Origin of the sequence: Spinactinospora alkalitolerans, assembly GCF_013408795.1 — a bacterium.
Classification (GTDB): Bacteria; Actinomycetota; Actinomycetes; order Streptosporangiales; family Streptosporangiaceae; genus Spinactinospora; species Spinactinospora alkalitolerans.
Genome location: NZ_JACCCC010000001.1, coordinates 3153260 through 3168940 on the forward strand (window position 1 = coordinate 3153260; position 15681 = coordinate 3168940).

Sequence of the window (15681 nt, forward strand, 5' to 3'; positions counted from 1 at the left end):
CCGGCCCCGTGCGCCCATATCGTGCCACATCCGGGCCGCGCCGCCTCAGCCGCGCAGCAGGGCCCGGTGGGCCAGTTCGCGGCAGACCACCGCGAAGTCGAGGTCGGCCGCCTGCACGGCCAGCGGGAGGGTGGAGGTGTCGGTCATGCCGGGGGCGACGTTGACCTCCAGGAACCGCACCCGGCCGTCGGCGCCGACGATCAGGTCGGTGCGGGAGACGTCGCGCAGGCCCAGCGCCCGGTGCGCGGTGATCGCCGCCTCGGCCGCCGCAGCGGCGACCTCCTCCCCCAGCCGCGCCGGGCTGAAGAACTCGGTGCGGCCGGCGGTGTAGCGCGCGGAGTAGTCGTAGACCCCGCCGTCGGGCACGATCTCCACGGCCGGCAGCGCGAACGGCCCCTCGCCGAGGTCGAGCACGCCGACGGCGATCTCGGTGCCGTCCACGCGCTCCTCGATCAGCGCGGTGTCGCTGTAGGCGAAGCAGCTCACCAGCGCCGCCGACAGCTCCTGGGCCGTGTTCACCGCGGTGGCGCCGAACGCCGAGCCGCCCTGGTCGGGCTTGACGAACAGCGGCAGGCCGAGCGCGTCGACGACGCGCTCCAGCACCGCGGGCGCGCCCAGGTCGTGGAAGATCGACTTGGGCAGCGCCACGCCGCGCGGCACGGCGATGCCGCGCTCGGCGACCAGCGCCTTGGCGATCGGCTTGGCGAAGGCGGCCCGGCACGCCTGGGGCCGCGCGCCCACATAGGGCACGCCGCTGAGCTCCAGGATCTCGCGGATGGAGCCGTCCTCGCCGGAGGCGCCGTGCAGGACGGGGAACACCACCTGCGGCGAATCGCCGGCGAGCCTGCCCAGCAGCCCCGAACCCGCGTCGGCGATCTGCACCTCGATACCCAGACGGCGCAGGGCTTCGGCCACCCGCCGCCCCGAGCGCAGCGACACCTCGTGCTCGGGGGACATCCCGCCCGCCAGCACGAGCACCCGGTCGAGATCGGCCACGGTCCTGCCTTCCTTCTGTCCTGCGTCGACTGTCACGGCCGCGCCCCGCGCCTCAAGGGAGATCGGGGGCCGGCACGTCGCTGCCGCCGGTCGGCGGCGCGGAGGCGCTGCCGAACGTATCACGCAGCGCGGTCTCGGCCTCGATGACGCCCACCAGGCGCCGCACGCCCTCCCGGATCTGCTCGGGCGTGGGGTAGCAGAACGACAGGCGCATGTTGCGGTGGCCGTCGTCGCCGGCGTAGAAGCCGGTCCCCGGCACGTAGGCGACCCGCTCGTTGACCGCGCGCGGCAGCATGGACTTGGCGTCCAGCCCCTCCGGCAGCGTCACCCAGACGAAGAAGCCGCCCTGGGGCCGGGTCCAGGTGGTGCCGGCCGGCATGAGCGCCTCCAGCGCGCCCATCATCGCGTCGCGGCGCCCGCGGTACATCTCGTTGAAGTCCTTGATCTGCTCCCGCCAGGGGTGGGCGGCGAGGTAGCGGCCCACGACCATCTGGTTGAAGGTGGAGTGGCTGAGCATCGCCGACTCGGCGGCCAGCACGAGCTTGGCGCGCACCGCCGAGGGGGCCAGCGCCCAGCCGATCCGGAACCCCGGCGACAGCGTCTTGGAGAAGGATCCCAGGTAGATGACGTTGTCGGGGGCGTCGGCGCGCAGCGCCCGCACCGGCTCGCCCTCGTAGCGCAGCAGGCCGTAGGGGTTGTCCTCCAGCACCAGCAGCCCGTACCTGTGGCAGATCTCCAGCACCCGCCGCCGGCGCTCGGCGGTCAGCGTGACGCCGGCGGGGTTCTGGAAATTGGGGACGGTGTAGAAGAACTTCACCCGGTGCCCGGCGGCGGTCAGGTCGGCGAGGTTCTCCTCCAGCGCCTCGGGGATGACGCCGTCGTCGTCCATGGCGACGTGCCGGATGTCGGCCTGGAAGGCGGCGAAGGTGTTGATGGCGGTGACGTAGGTGGGCGCCTCGGCCAGGACCACGTCGCCCGGGTCGACGAAGACGCGGGTGATCAGGTCGAGCGCCTGCTGGGAGCCGACGGTGACGATGACGTCGTCGGCGGCGGCCTCGATGCCCTCGAGGCTCATGACCTCGCAGATCCGCTCGCGCAGCACCGGGTCGCCCTGGGCCGAGCCGTACTGCAGGGCCGTGGCCCCCTGGTCGGTGACGACCTGGCGCACGATCTCGCTGATGGACTCCAGCGGCAGCGCGCTGACGTTGGGCATGCCGCCGGCGAGGGAGACCACCTCGGGGCGGGACGCGACGGCGAACAGTGCCCGGACCTCCGATGCCACCATGCCCTGTGCCCGTGCGGCGTAGGCGCCGACGTAGGGGTCGATGCGCGAGCCCTGCGGCGAGGGCTGCCGGTGGGATTCGGGATCAACGGACACGATCCACCTCCGCTTTCGGGAGCGTTCTCGGCTGGGCGGCCGCGGGGACACCGGCGCCGCGATCGGCGTCCGGGCCGGCGCGGGGAGCGGGCGGTCGGCACGGACGCCTGGCGGCGCCCGGCAGCGCGCCGGTGCGCTGACACCCTGCTGGACGACCCAGGAATTGTCAGCAAGTGTACGCACCGGCGCCCCGGAACGGGCCGGTGCCCCGTCGCCGACCGGGTCCGGAGAGCCGAATAGGCCCGTCGGCGGGCGGGCATCCTGGAGGGATGGACCAACCGGAACTGCGCGTGCGCTTCGCCGCCGAACTGCGGTTCTTCCTTCCGCCGCGGCACCGGCGCGTCGACCTGCGCGTCGCCCACGACGCGACGTCGTCGCTGGGGCACGTGGTCGAGTCGGCCGGCGTCCCGCTCCCCGAGGTCGGCCGCATGCTCGTCGACGGCGAGGAGGTCCCGCCGTCGCACCGGCCCGGTCCCGGCGCCACCGTGGACGTCCACGCGGTGCGGCGGCCGCAGGAGGTGCCGTTCTCCGCGCCGCGCTTCGTCCTGGACGTCCACCTCGGCGCGCTGGCGCGGAGGCTGCGGCTGGTCGGCGTGGACACCGCCTACCGCAACGACCGCGACGACGACGCCCTGGTCGACCAGGCCAACGAGGAGCAGCGGGTGCTGCTGACCCAGGACCGCCGGCTGCTGCACCGCAGGCGCCTGCGGGCCGGGGCCTACGTCCGCGGCGCCGACCCGGACCGGCAGTTCGACGACGTCCTCGACCGCTTCGCGCCGCCGCTGGCCCCGTGGAGCCGCTGCACGGCCTGCAACGGGGCGGTGCTCCCGGTGCGCAAGGAGGACGTCGCCGACATGCTGGAGCCGGGCACCCGGGCGAACTACGACACCTTCGCCCAGTGCCGCGACTGCGGGCGGCTCTACTGGCCCGGCGCCCACCACCGGCGGCTCGCGGCCCTCGTCGCCGCGGCCGGGGAGACCGTCTCGCGCCGGGCGGCCCCGTGACGCCCCGCCGTCGGCGCCCCCGGCCCGGGAACGCGGTACGCGGCACGCGGGGCATTGTCCGGCGGACTTCAGTGCAGTAGGTTCATGATTATCAATAGCACTGAAAAGAGGGAGTGACGTGTCCCTGAAGTTCGGCCTCGCCGTCATGAACGACTTCCCGCCGGACGTGGTGCCGGCCGACCGCATCGCGGCGCTGCGCGAGCAGGTGCGGGCCGCCCGCGACGCGGGCATCTCCTCCGTCTGGGTGCTGCAGCACTACCTCGGCAACATGCCCACGCTCCAGCCGGTGCCGCTGCTGGCCGCACTGGCCCGGGACGCCGGCGAGATGGCGCTGGGCACCAACATGTTCATCCTGCCCCTGCGGCATCCGGTCGAGGTGGCCGAGGAGTTCGCGACGCTCGACCACATCACGGGCGGGCGCGCCGTCGCCGGGTTCGGGATGGGCTACCGCGAGAACGAGTTCGCGTCGTTCGGCGTGGCGCTGGAGGACCGGATCCAGCGCTACGAGGAGGGCGTCGGCCTGATCCGGAGCCTGTGGTCGGGAGAGCCGACGACGTTCGAAGGGAAGCACTTCCGCGTCGAGGACCAGCGCATCGGCCTCGAACCGGTCCAGCAGGGCGGGCCGCCGATCTGGGTCGGTGCGGGGCCGCACCGGACGGGAGCCCACCGCGCGGCGCGGCTCGGCGACGCGTGGATCGTTCCGCCGCACGTCACGCCGGAGCGGCTGGAGGCCGTCCTCGGGCACTACCGGGCCGAGCGCGAACGCCTCGGCCGCGGCGCCTCCGAGCTCGTCGTGCGCAGGGAGCTCGTGCTCGACGAGGACGCCGAGCGGGCCCGCGCCATCGGGATCCGGGCGCGCGGCGCGCTCACCCGCAGGTACGCCGCCTTCAACCCGCCCGAGCAGGGCGGGAACTACCGCCACCTGGAGACGGACAAGGCCGCCGAGGAGGTGGCGGACGCCTCCTACCTCTTCACCGACCCCGCCGGCGCCGTCGCGGCGCTGAAGGAGCTGGAACGGCGGGGCCTGACCTACGTCATCCTGCGGATGCAGTGGTACGACCTCGGCCAGGAGCAGGTGCTCCGGACGCTGGAGACGTTCAGGAACGAGGTGCTGCCCGCGTTCCGCTGAGCCCCGGCGGGCCCTCCCCGGTGGAGGGAGGGTCTAGCCCATCACCTGGCTCCAGGAGACCTCCTGGGTGAGCAGGTCGGGGTACTTCACCTCGGCGTAGCGGACGTATTCGAGGATGTGGTCGCGCATCGCCTCGCCGGCCTGGGCGGAGTCGCGCGCGCTCAGCGCCCGGTAGACCCTTTCGTGGGCCTCCAGGATCGCGCTGCGGCGGTGGGCGGGGTAGTCGATGCCCAGGACCGTGCCGTCGAGCATGCCCAGGATGGCATCGACGAGGTGCCCGAAGAGCGCGTTGCCGGAGGACCAGGCGATGATGTCGTGGAAGCCCTTGTTGGCCTCCAGGAAGATCACGCGGTCCTCGATGTTGTCGCGCATGGTCGTGACGGAGTCGGCCAGGCGGGCGACGGCGTCGTCGTCCATCCGGTCGGCGGCGAGGGTGGCCATCACCGGCTCGAAGGCGCTGCGGGCCTCCATGATGACCCGGTAGGGCGCCTGGGCGAACTGCAGAAGCAGCATCAGGTTGGCCGCGAGGTGGGTGGAGTCGGGGCTGGCCACGACCGGCCCGCCGCCCGGCCCCGGCTTGAGGGTCAGGGCCCCCTGGAGCTCCAGATAGCGCAGGGCCTCCCGCAGGGTCCCCCGCCCGACGTTGTACTCATCGAGCATGATGCGCTCCGACGGCAGCTTGTCGCCGGCGGTGAGGCTCTGGTCCTTCATGTCGGCGACGATGCGCTGCGCGATGATCATCGCCGTCTTCTGGGGTCGCGCCCGGTTCGCAACTACCACGTCATCGTTCCTTTGCAGACCAGCGGGAAACCCCGGGACGAAAATCCATGCATATCATCAACAAGTATAGGTGCCCGCTGCTGTGCGTAGGCTAACGCGTCGAAATCGCACACGGAGAGTTCCGGGGCCGCGGGGCCCCGCCGGAGGGACCCCGCGTTCTCATGCGCGTTCGCGCCCGGCCAGCCGGTCGTGGGTGTCGGCGGTGACGCCCGCCTCGCGCAGGACCGCCTTTCGCACCTTCTCCGAAGGCGTCTTGGGCAGGCTCTCCACGACGCGCAGGAAGCGCGGGACGGCGAAGGCCGGCAGCCGGGAGTCGCACCATGTCCACAGCTCTTCGGGGCCGACCGGCTCGCGCGTGACCACGCAGGCCATGACCTCGTCCTCGCCGGCGTCGACATCGGCGGCGACGGCGACGACCGCGCACTCGGCGACCGCGCCGTGGCCGAGCACCGCCTGCTCGACCTCGTAGGAGCTGATGTTCTCGCCGCGCCGGCGCAGCGCGTCCTTGTAGCGGTCGACGAAGTAGTACCAGCCCTCGGCGTCGCGGCGCAGCGCGTCACCGGTGTGGAACCACAGGTTGCGCCACGCCTCGGCGGTGCGCTCGGGCATGCCGTAGTAGCCCATGCTGGTGATCCAGGGCACCTTGGGCCGCACGACCAGCTCGCCCACCTCGCCGACCGGGACCTCCTCGTCGGTCTCGGGGTCCACCAGGCGCACGTCGAACCACTCGGCCGCGGCGAGCCCGGCCGCGCCGGCGGGGCGGTCCTCGCCGTAGGGCGACAGGATCGGCGCCGAGGTCTCGGTGAGGCCGAAGACCTCGACGAAGGCGTCGACGCCGAAGCGCTTCCTGCAGTCGTCCAGGATCGAGGTGGCGGTGGGGGCCGCGAAGACGCAGCGCAGCGGGTTGTCCCGGTCGTCGGGCCGCGGGGGCTGCTTGTACACGAAGTCCATCATCACGCCGATGAAGTTGGTGACGGTGACCCCGGACTCGCGGATCTGGTCGATCCACCGGCTGGCGCTGAAGCGCGTGCGCAGGACGAACCGGGCTCCGGCCACCAGCGCGGGGTAGGCCGACATGAACTGGGCGTTGCCGTGGAACAAGGGGGTGGTCACCATGGCGGCGTCGGCGTCGGTGAGCCTGGTCAGGCAGGCGGTCTCCGCGGCGAAGAAGAACATCTGCGCGTGCGGCATCGCCACGCCCTTGGAGGGGCCGGTGGTGCCGGAGGTGAAGAAGATGGAGGCCAGTGAGCGGGGCGACACCTCGGGCAGTTCGCCGTCGCGGGCGGCGGTGAGGCCGTCCCAGCGCTCGGCCCGCAGGCCGGCGGCGCGCAGCGCGGCGATCGCCTCGTCGGCACCGCCGTGGTCGATCACCCAGAACCGCTCGATCCCGGCGCACTCCTCGGCCGTCTCGATGAAGCGGGCGGCGTGCTCGTCGTCGATGACCGCCCAGCGCGACCGCGAGGTGCGCACCTGGTGGGTGAGGAAGTCGCCCTTGTAGGCGGTGTTGACGGGCACCTCGACCATGCCGGCCAGGGCGCTGCCCAGCCAGCTGAAGACGAAGGCCGAGGAGTTGCGGGCCATGATGACCACCCGGTCGCCGGGGTCGCCGTCGGCGAGCAGCGCGCGGGCGACGTTCTCGGCGGTGGCCAGGGTCTCGGCGTAGGTCCAGCGCCGTCCCTCCTCGGGGACGTCGAGGTAGACGTCGCCGGGGGCCAGTTCGGCGCGGCGGCGCAGCACCGTGGGCAGCGCCCAGTCCGCGCGGTCGGGGAACCGGGGCCGGAGGTCCTCGTAGACGCGCATCAGTGCTCCCTCGGGCCGGTGAACGGGGGCTCGAAGCGGGGCGGCCGCTTCTCCATGAAGGCGCGGGCGCCTTCGAGCATGTCGGCGCTGCCGACGGCCTGGGCGAGCATGCCGATCCCGCTGCGGAACGAGTCGCGGGCGCTGTTCCACCACAGGTTGGAGCTGATCTTGGCGATCTCGAGGTAGCGCGGGCTGAGCGCGAGGAGCTCCGCCGCCCACTCCTCGACCACGGCCTCCAGCTCGTCGGGGTCGGCGACCGCGTTGACCAGCCCCATGTCCAGGGCCTCGGCGGCCGTGTAGCGCCGGCAGAGGAAGGACAGCTCCTTGGCGCGCTTCTCCCCGATCTGCACCGACATGACGTTGGTGCCGCCGAGGACCGGGGCGCTGCCGACGCGGGGACCGGTCTGGCCGAAGGTGGCCCTGCTGGAGGCGATCGCCAGGTCGCAGGCCACGACCAGTTCGTTGCCGCCGCCGGCCGCAGCCCCGTTGACGGCGGCGATCACCGGCCGGGGGGAGGTGCGGACCGCGTCGACGAGGTCGAGGGACCCCTCGTACATGGCGCGCACCTCGCGCGGGTCGGGGTCCTCCATCCGGGCCAGGTAGCCGCCGGCGCAGAAGCTCCTGCCCTCTCCGGTGAGCACGATGACGCCACTGTCGGCGCAGTCCTCGATCGCCGCGACCACCGATCGCGCCATCGCGCCGTCGAAGGCGTTGCGCCGCTCGGGCCGGTTCAGCCGGATCCAGGCGGCGCGGCCGCGCCGTTCGATCCGCACGTCTTCCTCTGGATCTCCCATGACACCCCCAGCTTTCTACCGTATAATCATATTCATAGATTAGATCGCACACCTCACCCGCCCGAGCGAGCCAGGCCACCGCATCCCTAAAGGCATCTCATGATAATCATGAATACCAATATATGAAAAGCTTCCGAAAGGGGACGCCGGTGAGCGCCTTCGAGCTCAGCGAGGAACAGCAGCACCTCAAGGAGACGGCCGCACGCCTGGCCGCGGACGTCTACGCCCCGCACGCCGCCGAATGGGACCGCGAGCGGACCTTCCTGCCCGCCGAGGAGCGCCTGCGCCTGGGCAAACTGGGACTGCTCGGCATCGCCCTGCCCGAGGAGTACGGCGGCTCCGGCGCTCCCCTCATGGACGCCCTGATCGTGGTGGAGGAGCTGGCCAAGGTCTGCCGGCCGGCCGCCTTCCAGGTCTTCGAGGCCAACACCGGGCCGGCGCGGGTCGTCGCGCTCATGGGCACCGAGGAGCAGAAGCAGCGCTTCCTGCCCGGGATCGCCGGCGGCGAGGCGACCATGGCGGTGGGCATCTCCGAGCCCGACGCCGGATCGGCGGCGACCGACATGACCACGAGCGCCCGCAAGGTCGGCGGCGAGTTCGTGGTCAACGGGACCAAGCGCTGGATCTCCGGCGGCGGGCACGCCGAGTACTACCTGCTCTACGCCCGCATGGACGAGGCCCCCGGCCACCGGGGCATCGGCGCCGTCGTGGTCGAGGCCGACACCCCGGGCCTGACCTTCGGCCCGCAGGAGCAGTTGATGGGCTTCCGCGGCATCCCCTCATGCGACCTGATCTTCGACGACGCCCGGGTACCGGTGGAGAACATGGTCGTCGAGCCCGGCGGGTTCCGCGACCTGTTCCGCGCGTTCTCCATCGAGCGGCTGGGCAACGCCACGATGAGCCTGGCCATCGGGCAGGCCGCGCTCGACCGCAGCGCGCGCTACGTGCGGGAGCGCGAGCAGTTCGGCAAACCGCTCGCCGAGTTCCAGACCGTCCAGTCCATCCTGGCCGACATGCTCATCCAGGTGGAGAGCGCCCGGCTGCTGATCCACCGGGCCGCCGCCAACGCCGGAACCGGCCTGCCCGACCCGCTGGAGGCGTCGCTGGCCAAGTGCCACGCCAACGAGATGGCCAAGCGGGTCAGCGACCTCGGCATGCAACTGCACGGCGGCAACGGCTACACCGAGGAGTTCGGCCTGGAACGCCTGCACCGCGACGCGCACGGCTGGGCGATCGCCGGAGGCACCCCCGCGATGCAGCGCGTCCGGATCGCCTCGCAGATGCTGGGGCGCCGGTTCGGCCAGCGGTAGCGGCACACGTCCACGAGCAAGGCACGAGCAAGGAGAGTCACCGGTGTTCGATCTACCTCCGGACCACCAGGGCATCAAGGACGAGGCCGCGCGGCTGGCCGACTCCCTGCGCCCGATCGCCGCCCGGGCCGACGAGGCCGACCGGGTCGACGCGGACGTGGCCGCCGCGCTGCGCGAGAGCGGGCTGTGCGGGCTGACCGTCCCGCTGCGCCACGGCGGCCGCCACGAGCGCGTGGACCCGCTCGCCGTGACCGTCGCAAGGGAGTCGCTGTGCGCCGTCTCGGCGCACCTGGACTCGCTCTTCGCCCTCCAGGGCATCGGCGGCCACGCGCTGGCGGTGAGCGGCAACGAGGCCCTGGCCGCCGAATGGCTGCCCCGGGTCGCGCGCCTGGACGCGATCGCCGGGCTGGCGCTGACCGAGCCGGACGCCGGCTCCGACCTCAAGAACATCGGCACCCGGGTGCGGGCCAAGGGCGGCGAGCTCGTCGTCTCCGGGCACAAGACCTTCATCTCCAACGGCGCCGACGCCGACTTCTTCACCGTGCTCTGCCGCGAGGACGAGGGCCATTCCCTGGTGCTGGTCCCGGCCGGCCTGCCGGGGGTCACGGTGCGGCCCAGCCCGCAGATCATGGCCCCGCACGTGCTCGGCGACATCGAGTTCGCCGATGTCGCCGTCCCCGAGTCCCACCGCCTCAGCGCGCCCGGCGGCGGCTTCGCCCCGGTCCTGGCCACCCTGAGCACCTTCCGCGTCTCCGTGGCCGGTGCGGCGGTCGGCCTGGCCCAGGCCGCACTCGACGAGGCGGTCCGCCACACCCGCGAGCGCGAGCAGTTCGGCAGGCCGCTCATCGGGATCGGCGCCGTCGGACAGATGCTCGCCCTGTCCTGGACCGAGATCGAGATGGCCCGCTCGCTCACCTACCGGGCGGCCTGGCAGGCCGGCCGGGACGCCCGGGCGGCGCTGCACCTGTCCTCCATGGCCAAGGTCGGCGCCACCGAGACCGCCGGCAGGGTCGTCGACCGCAGCGTGCAGGCGATGGGCCGGTTCGGCCTCGTCCGGGGGTCGGTCATCGAGCGGCTCTACCGTACGGCGCGGCCCATGCGGGTCTACGAGGGCGGTACCGAGGTCATCCTCGACTCCCTCGCCAAGACCCTGGCCAAGGGGGAGGCCTGATGACCGGGGAGCTCGAAGGCAGGGTGGCGCTGGTCACCGGCGCGGGCCGGGGGATCGGGGCCGCGATCGCCCGCGGGTTCGCCGAGCGCGGGGCGCTCGTGGTCGGCGCGGCCCGCTCCAAGGACCAACTGGAGGAGCTGGCCGCCGAGGACCCCGAGCACATCTTCGCCGCCGCGGTGGACCTGCGCGACGAGGCGTCGCTGTCGGGCCTGGTCGACCTGGTCGTCGAGCGGCACGGCCGGATCGACGTCCTGGTCAACAACGCCGGCGTCGCCCCGGCGGCCGACTTCGTTCATGAGCCGGTCCAGCAGTGGCGCGACACCCTGGCGGTGAACGTGATCGCCCCGATGGCGCTGGCCCAGGCCGCCGGACGGCACTTCATCGCCCAGGGCGGCGGCAAGATCATCAACATCGCCTCGACCACCGGTGTGCGCGGCAAGCCCGGCCTGGTGGGCTACTCCGCCTCCAAGGGCGCGGTGCTGCGCTTCACCGAGTCGCTGGCCGCGGAGTGGGCGCGGCACGGCGTCCAGGTCAACTGCATCGCCCCCGGCGCGTTCGGAACCGACGCCCAGCGCGCGGTGCTGGAGTCCCCGGACCTGCTGGCCCGCCGGGTGCGCCGGATCCCGGCCAGGCGCATGGGCGAGGTCTCGGAACTGGTGCCGCTGGCCTGCCTGCTGGCCGCGCCGGGATCCGACTTCATCAACGGATCGGTCTTCGTCGTCGACGGCGGCGAGTCGGGAAAGCTGTGAGGCAGAGGATGATCATCGACGCGCACACCCACGTCTGGCCCGACCGGATCGCCGCCAAGGCGCTGGCCGGGCGGGTCCCCGGCATGGAGGCGCTGGGCGACGGCACGATCAGCGGGCTCAGGCGGTCCATGGACGAGACCGGCGTCGACCACTGCGTCGCCTTCGGCATCGCCGACCACGCCCGCCACGTCGAACGCGCCAACGAGTTCATCTCCTCCCGGGCCACCGACCGGCTCACCCCGTTCGGCACCGTCCACCTCGACCTCTCGGTGGAGGAGAACATGGACTCGCTGGCGCGGCACGGGATCAAGGGGGTGAAGCTGCACCCGCTGTTCCAGCGGTTCGCCCTGGACGACCGGCGGCTGTGGGCCCTGTTCGACGCCTTCGGCTCCGACATCGCGGTCATCGCCCACGTCGGCTTCGGCGGGGAGGGCTCGGCCAACGACAACTCCACGCCGCAGATGCTCGCCGACGTGGTGCGCAACTTCCCGCGGCTGCGGTTGATGGCCTGCCACTTCGGCGGCTTCCGGCGGCTGGACGAGGCGGAGCGGTACGTGGTGGGGCTGCCCGTGGTTCTGGAGACCTCCTGGCCGCCGAGCCTGGCCGAGATCCCGACCGAGCGGCTGCGCAGGATCGTGCGGCGCCACGGGCCCGAGCGGATGGTCTTCGGCTCCGACTGGCCGATGGTCGACCCGGCCGCCGAGATCGAGGCGATCCGCCGGCTCGAACTGCACGAGGACGACGAGGCCGCGATCCTCGGCGGCAACCTCGCCGAGATCATCGGCGTCGGGGGCTGACCCCGCGGCGCCGGCAACGCGAAGGGCCGTACCGGAAAATCCCGGTACGGCCCTTCCGCGCCGACCTCGACGCCGTGGACCTTGGAAGTGCGATGCCGTGAAGTCGGGAAACGGGCGGGGGCGTCGAGAGTCTCCGCCGGTCCGGTGCTCCCTCGGCCGAAGCCTGCGGGGTCGGGCTGTCGTCAGCGCGCCGGCGACGGCGGCGCGAAAGGCCGCGGTGTCAGCTTGTGCGGGTCTTGTGGCCGGGCTCCGGCGCGTAGAAGGCCGGGCGAGACCTCTCGGGCGGCCACCGCCGGCGCGCTGACCGCGGCCCTGGCAGCCCTGCTCGAGTACAGGGAGACCTGTGGGACACCGGTCGACATCGGCGCGGGACGCCGATGCTCACTTGTTCCGCCACTGCGGTGCGCGCTTCTCGGTGAACGCGCGCGCCCCCTCACGGGCGTCCTCCGAGGAGCGGACCGCGTCGGCGATCGGCGCCTGCCGCTCGAAGGACTCCTCTCTCGGCCAGTCGCGGGACTCGGCGATGACGCGCTTGCTCGCGGCCACCGCCAGCGGGGCGTTCGCGGCGATCTCCCGCGCCAGGTCCAGGGCCGCGTCGAGCGCCCGGCCCGCGGGCGCGAGCCTGCCGACGAGTCCGGCGGCGTGCGCGCGCTCGGCGGGCACCATCGCTCCGGTGAGCGTGAACTCCATGGCCAGGTGGTAGGGGATGCGGTCGGGCAGCCGGAACAGGCCGCCCGCCGCCGCGACGAGCCCGCGCTTGACCTCGGGCAGGCCGAACTTCGCGTTGTCGGCGGCGACGATCATGTCGCAGGCCAGCGCGAGCTCGAACCCCCCGGCCAGCGCGTAGCCCTCGACCGCGGCGATCACCGGGGTGGCCGGGGGCCGCTCGACCAGGCCGGCGAAGCCCCGGCCGGGCAGCACCGGCCGCTCGCCGCGCAGGAACGCCTTGAGGTCCATGCCGGCGCAGAACGTCGCTCCGGCCCCGGCCAGGACCCCCACCCGCAGGTCGTCGCGGGCGTCCAGCTCATCCATCGCCGCCGCGACCCCTTCGGCGACCTCGCCGTTCACCGCGTTGCGCGCCTCGGGCCGGTCGATGGTGACGACCAGCACCCCGTCCTGCTCCCGCGTCTTCACCGCAGCGCTCATCACGCGCCTCCTGTCGTCGTCGTTGTCAGCGGGCGGCCATGCGGATCGCGCCGTCCAGCCGGATGGTCTCGCCGTTGAGCATCGGGTTGGCGATGATGTGCAGCGCCAGCGAGGCGTACTCCTCTGGCTCGCCCAGCCGGGCGGGGTTGGGCACCGATCCGCCGAGGGAGGCCCGGACCTCCTCGGGCAGCCGGGCCAGGATGGGGGTGTCGAACAGGCCCGGCGCGATGGTGCAGACCCGGACGAGCCGGCTCGCCAGGTCGCGCGCCGCGACCAGGGTCATCCCCACGACCCCGGCCTTGGCCGAGGCGTAGGGGATCTGGCCGATCTGGCCCTCGTATGCGGCGACGGAGGCCGTGAGCACGCAGACGCCCCGCTGGCCGTCGACCGGCTCGTTGCGGGCCATGCGCTCGGCGGCCAGGCGCAGGACGTTGAACGTGCCGATCAGGTTGGTCCGCACCACCGACTCGTAGGCCTCCAGCGAACCGGCGTTGCCCGCCCTGTCCACCAGCCGCACCGCTCCCCCGCGGCCGGCGCAGTGCACGAGCCCGCGGATCGGCCCCATGGCCTCGGCCGCGTCCATGGCGGCGCCGACGGCCTCGGGGTCGGTGACGTCGGCGGGCGAGAAGGCGGCGCCCTCCCCCAGTTCCTCGGCCACCTCGGCCCCCGGGGAGCCGGGGAGGTCGAGGACGACGACCTTCCCGCCCTCCTTCACCAGCCGGGTCGCGGTGGCGCGGCCCAGGCCGGACGCCCCTCCGGTGACGACGAAGGTCGCCCCTGGCACCAGCATGCGTGTCCTCCTCGCTCGTCCGCGGCGCGCGCCGCGGTGGTCGTCCGGTCGCCTACTCGCTCAGGCGCTCGATGATCGTGGCGTTGGCCATGCCGCCGGCCTCGCACATCACCTGCAGGCCGTAGCGGCCGCCGGTGCCCTCCAGCGCGGTGAGCATGGTCGTCATGAGCCGGGCCCCGGATGCCCCCAGGGGGTGGCCGAGCGCGATCGCGCCGCCGCGCGGATTGAGCCGGGCGTCGTCGACCCCGGTCTCGCGCTGCCAGGCCAGCGGCACCGAGGCGAAGGCCTCGTTGACCTCGAAGTGGTCGATGTCGGCGGCGGTCAGGCCTGCGCGCGCGAGCACGTCGCGGGTGGCGGGGATGGGGGCCGTCAGCATCAGCAGCGGGTCGTCGCCGCGCACCGCCGCGGCGTGGAAGCGGGCGCGCGGCCGCAGCCCCAGGGCCCTGGCTCGCCCCTCGGCCATGACGAGCAGGGCAGACGCGCCGTCGGTGATCTGCGAGGAGTTGCCGGCGGTGACCCCCCATTCGAGATCGGGGAAGCGCTCGCGCGCCTGGTCCGACGCGAAGGCCGGGGCGAGTGCGGCCAGCCGCTCCGCCGTGGTGCCGGGTCGGATCGACTCGTCGCGCTCGACGGGCGGCTCCCCCTCCCCGGTGCGCACCGGCACGATCTCTGCGGCGAAGCGCCCGTCGGCCGCTGCGGCCGCCGCCCGCTGCTGCGAGCGCGCGGCGTAGGCGTCCATCTCCGCGCGGGTGAGCTTCCACCGCTGCGCGACCAGTTCCGCGGACACGCCCTGGGGCACCAGCCCCGGCGCGTAGCGCCGGGCGACCCCGGGCCCGTAGGGGTCGGCGCCCAATCGGGCCGAGCCCATCGGCACCCGGCTCATCGACTCGACCCCGCCGGCCACCACGGCGTCGTAGGCGCCGGCCATGACGCCCTGCACCGCGAACTGGATCGCCTGCTGGCCCGACCCGCACCGCCGGTCGACGGTGACCGCCGGAACGTGCTCGGGCAGGCCCGCCGCCAGCCACGCCATGCGTCCGGGGGTGGCCGCCTGCTCGCCGGCCTGGCTGACGCAGCCGATGATCACGTCGTTCACGAGACCGGGGTCGACGTCGTTGCGGTCCATGAGCCCGGCGAAGAGCCGGGCGAGCAGTTCCACGGCGTGGACGCCGGACAGCGCGCCCCCTGGCCTGCCCCTGCCCATCGGTGTGCGGACGGCGTCGACGATGACGGCGGATTCCACGGACTCCTCCTCCGGTGGGCGGCGCGCCCCGTGCGGGGCGCCGCGGAACGCAAGCGGTGCTCGGCCGGACGGCGACGGCGCGGGCTCACACGTTCATCGCGGACCCAACGCCGTACAATTGATGATAATGGTAATTATACTCTTGGTTTGTCAACACCCACCGTCGAAAGAGGGGACGAGGAGCCCACCTCTGCCCGCCGACGCTTCTTGGCCTTGAGTTTCAACCTCGGCCCCCGGGACGGAGCAGGCGCGCGGGTGGGTCCTCTCCACCTCGACCCCCAGTGGCCGGGGGCGGCATGCACCATCACCCAACCACCGCGGGCTTGCGTCCTCGGGCTGAGGCTTCAAGCCCCCCAGTGGCCAAGGTCAAAACTCACGTTGACCTTGTCACGTTGACCCTGTGGGGCCTGAAAACGTCGCGATAATCCCGACAAGGCCAAGACCGCCGAGAGAACCACCGTGTGCGCCCGCTGCCGCTTTTCCGCCCGAGGCCGCTCGACGCCCGACGGTGAACAAGGCCGCATCGACGCAGAAGGGGCGGGCAGGAGACGGGGGCCGCTCCCGAGTGGTCCATTGCTCCGGCGGCCCCGGTCC

14 protein-coding genes are annotated in these 15681 nt (G+C 73.0%); 6 read left to right on the top strand and 8 right to left on the bottom strand.

Annotation, left to right across the window (positions count from 1 at the left end):
* Positions 1-45: 45 nt before the first annotated feature.
* Positions 46-996: a D-alanine--D-alanine ligase family protein gene (locus HDA32_RS14030; protein ID WP_179643611.1), complete on the bottom strand. Its 951-nt coding sequence runs from the start codon at positions 994-996 to the stop codon at positions 46-48.
* Positions 997-1048: 52 nt separating this feature from the next.
* Positions 1049-2374 (bottom strand): aminotransferase-like domain-containing protein, encoded by a 1326-nt coding sequence (locus tag HDA32_RS14035; protein WP_376766961.1) that lies wholly within the window; start codon positions 2372-2374, stop codon positions 1049-1051.
* A 269-nt stretch (positions 2375-2643) separates the two neighbouring features.
* Here HDA32_RS14035 and HDA32_RS14040 point away from each other — a divergent pair, with 269 nt between their 5' ends.
* Positions 2644-3378 (top strand): Mut7-C RNAse domain-containing protein, encoded by a 735-nt coding sequence (locus HDA32_RS14040; RefSeq protein WP_179643612.1) that lies wholly within the window; start codon positions 2644-2646, stop codon positions 3376-3378.
* A gap of 118 nt (positions 3379-3496) precedes the next feature.
* Positions 3497-4507, top strand: coding sequence for an LLM class flavin-dependent oxidoreductase (locus tag HDA32_RS14045; protein WP_179643613.1), 1011 nt, complete (start codon positions 3497-3499; stop codon positions 4505-4507).
* 33 nt (positions 4508-4540) lie between these two features.
* Here HDA32_RS14045 and HDA32_RS14050 read toward each other — a convergent pair whose 3' ends face one another.
* The 3 genes from HDA32_RS14050 to HDA32_RS14060 form a co-directional block, all read right to left on the bottom strand.
* Positions 4541-5287, bottom strand: a complete 747-nt coding sequence (locus HDA32_RS14050; RefSeq protein WP_312863187.1) for a FadR/GntR family transcriptional regulator — start codon at positions 5285-5287, stop codon at positions 4541-4543.
* A 159-nt stretch (positions 5288-5446) separates the two neighbouring features.
* The gene (locus HDA32_RS14055) at positions 5447-7087 is read right to left on the bottom strand and encodes an AMP-binding protein (RefSeq protein ID WP_179643614.1); all 1641 of its coding nucleotides are present in this window, start codon (positions 7085-7087) and stop codon (positions 5447-5449) included.
* Positions 7087-7881 (bottom strand): enoyl-CoA hydratase/isomerase family protein, encoded by a 795-nt coding sequence (locus tag HDA32_RS14060; protein WP_179643615.1) that lies wholly within the window; start codon positions 7879-7881, stop codon positions 7087-7089. Before HDA32_RS14060 ends, HDA32_RS14055 begins: the two co-directional genes overlap by 1 nt.
* A gap of 149 nt (positions 7882-8030) precedes the next feature.
* On the opposite strand from HDA32_RS14060, the gene HDA32_RS14065 reads away from it, so the two are divergent.
* The 4 genes from HDA32_RS14065 to HDA32_RS14080 are packed head-to-tail and all read left to right on the top strand — an operon-like array spanning position 8031 to position 11908.
* Positions 8031-9191, top strand: a complete 1161-nt coding sequence (locus HDA32_RS14065; protein WP_312863188.1) for an acyl-CoA dehydrogenase family protein — start codon at positions 8031-8033, stop codon at positions 9189-9191.
* 43 nt (positions 9192-9234) lie between these two features.
* The gene (locus HDA32_RS31805; RefSeq protein WP_179643617.1) at positions 9235-10362 is read left to right on the top strand and encodes an acyl-CoA dehydrogenase family protein; all 1128 of its coding nucleotides are present in this window, start codon (positions 9235-9237) and stop codon (positions 10360-10362) included.
* Entirely contained in the window at positions 10362-11111 is a 750-nt protein-coding gene (locus HDA32_RS14075; RefSeq protein ID WP_179643618.1) for an SDR family NAD(P)-dependent oxidoreductase, read from the top strand. The genes HDA32_RS31805 and HDA32_RS14075 overlap by 1 nt, the downstream gene beginning before the upstream one ends.
* Positions 11112-11119: 8 nt before the next feature.
* Complete coding sequence (locus tag HDA32_RS14080; protein WP_179643619.1) at positions 11120-11908, top strand: amidohydrolase family protein; 789 nt, start codon at positions 11120-11122, stop codon at positions 11906-11908.
* A gap of 381 nt (positions 11909-12289) precedes the next feature.
* On the opposite strand, the gene HDA32_RS14085 is transcribed toward HDA32_RS14080, so the two are convergent.
* From HDA32_RS14085 to HDA32_RS14095, 3 genes are read right to left on the bottom strand one after another with little or no spacing between them, the layout of a single operon-like run.
* A complete protein-coding gene (locus HDA32_RS14085; protein WP_179643620.1) occupies positions 12290-13054 on the bottom strand; it encodes a crotonase/enoyl-CoA hydratase family protein in 765 nt (254 codons plus the stop codon).
* Between the two features lie 25 nt (positions 13055-13079).
* Positions 13080-13844, bottom strand: coding sequence for an SDR family NAD(P)-dependent oxidoreductase (locus HDA32_RS14090; protein ID WP_179643621.1), 765 nt, complete (start codon positions 13842-13844; stop codon positions 13080-13082).
* 52 nt (positions 13845-13896) lie between these two features.
* Positions 13897-15087: a thiolase family protein gene (locus HDA32_RS14095; RefSeq protein WP_179643622.1), complete on the bottom strand. Its 1191-nt coding sequence runs from the start codon at positions 15085-15087 to the stop codon at positions 13897-13899.
* Positions 15088-15681 lie beyond the last annotated feature (594 nt).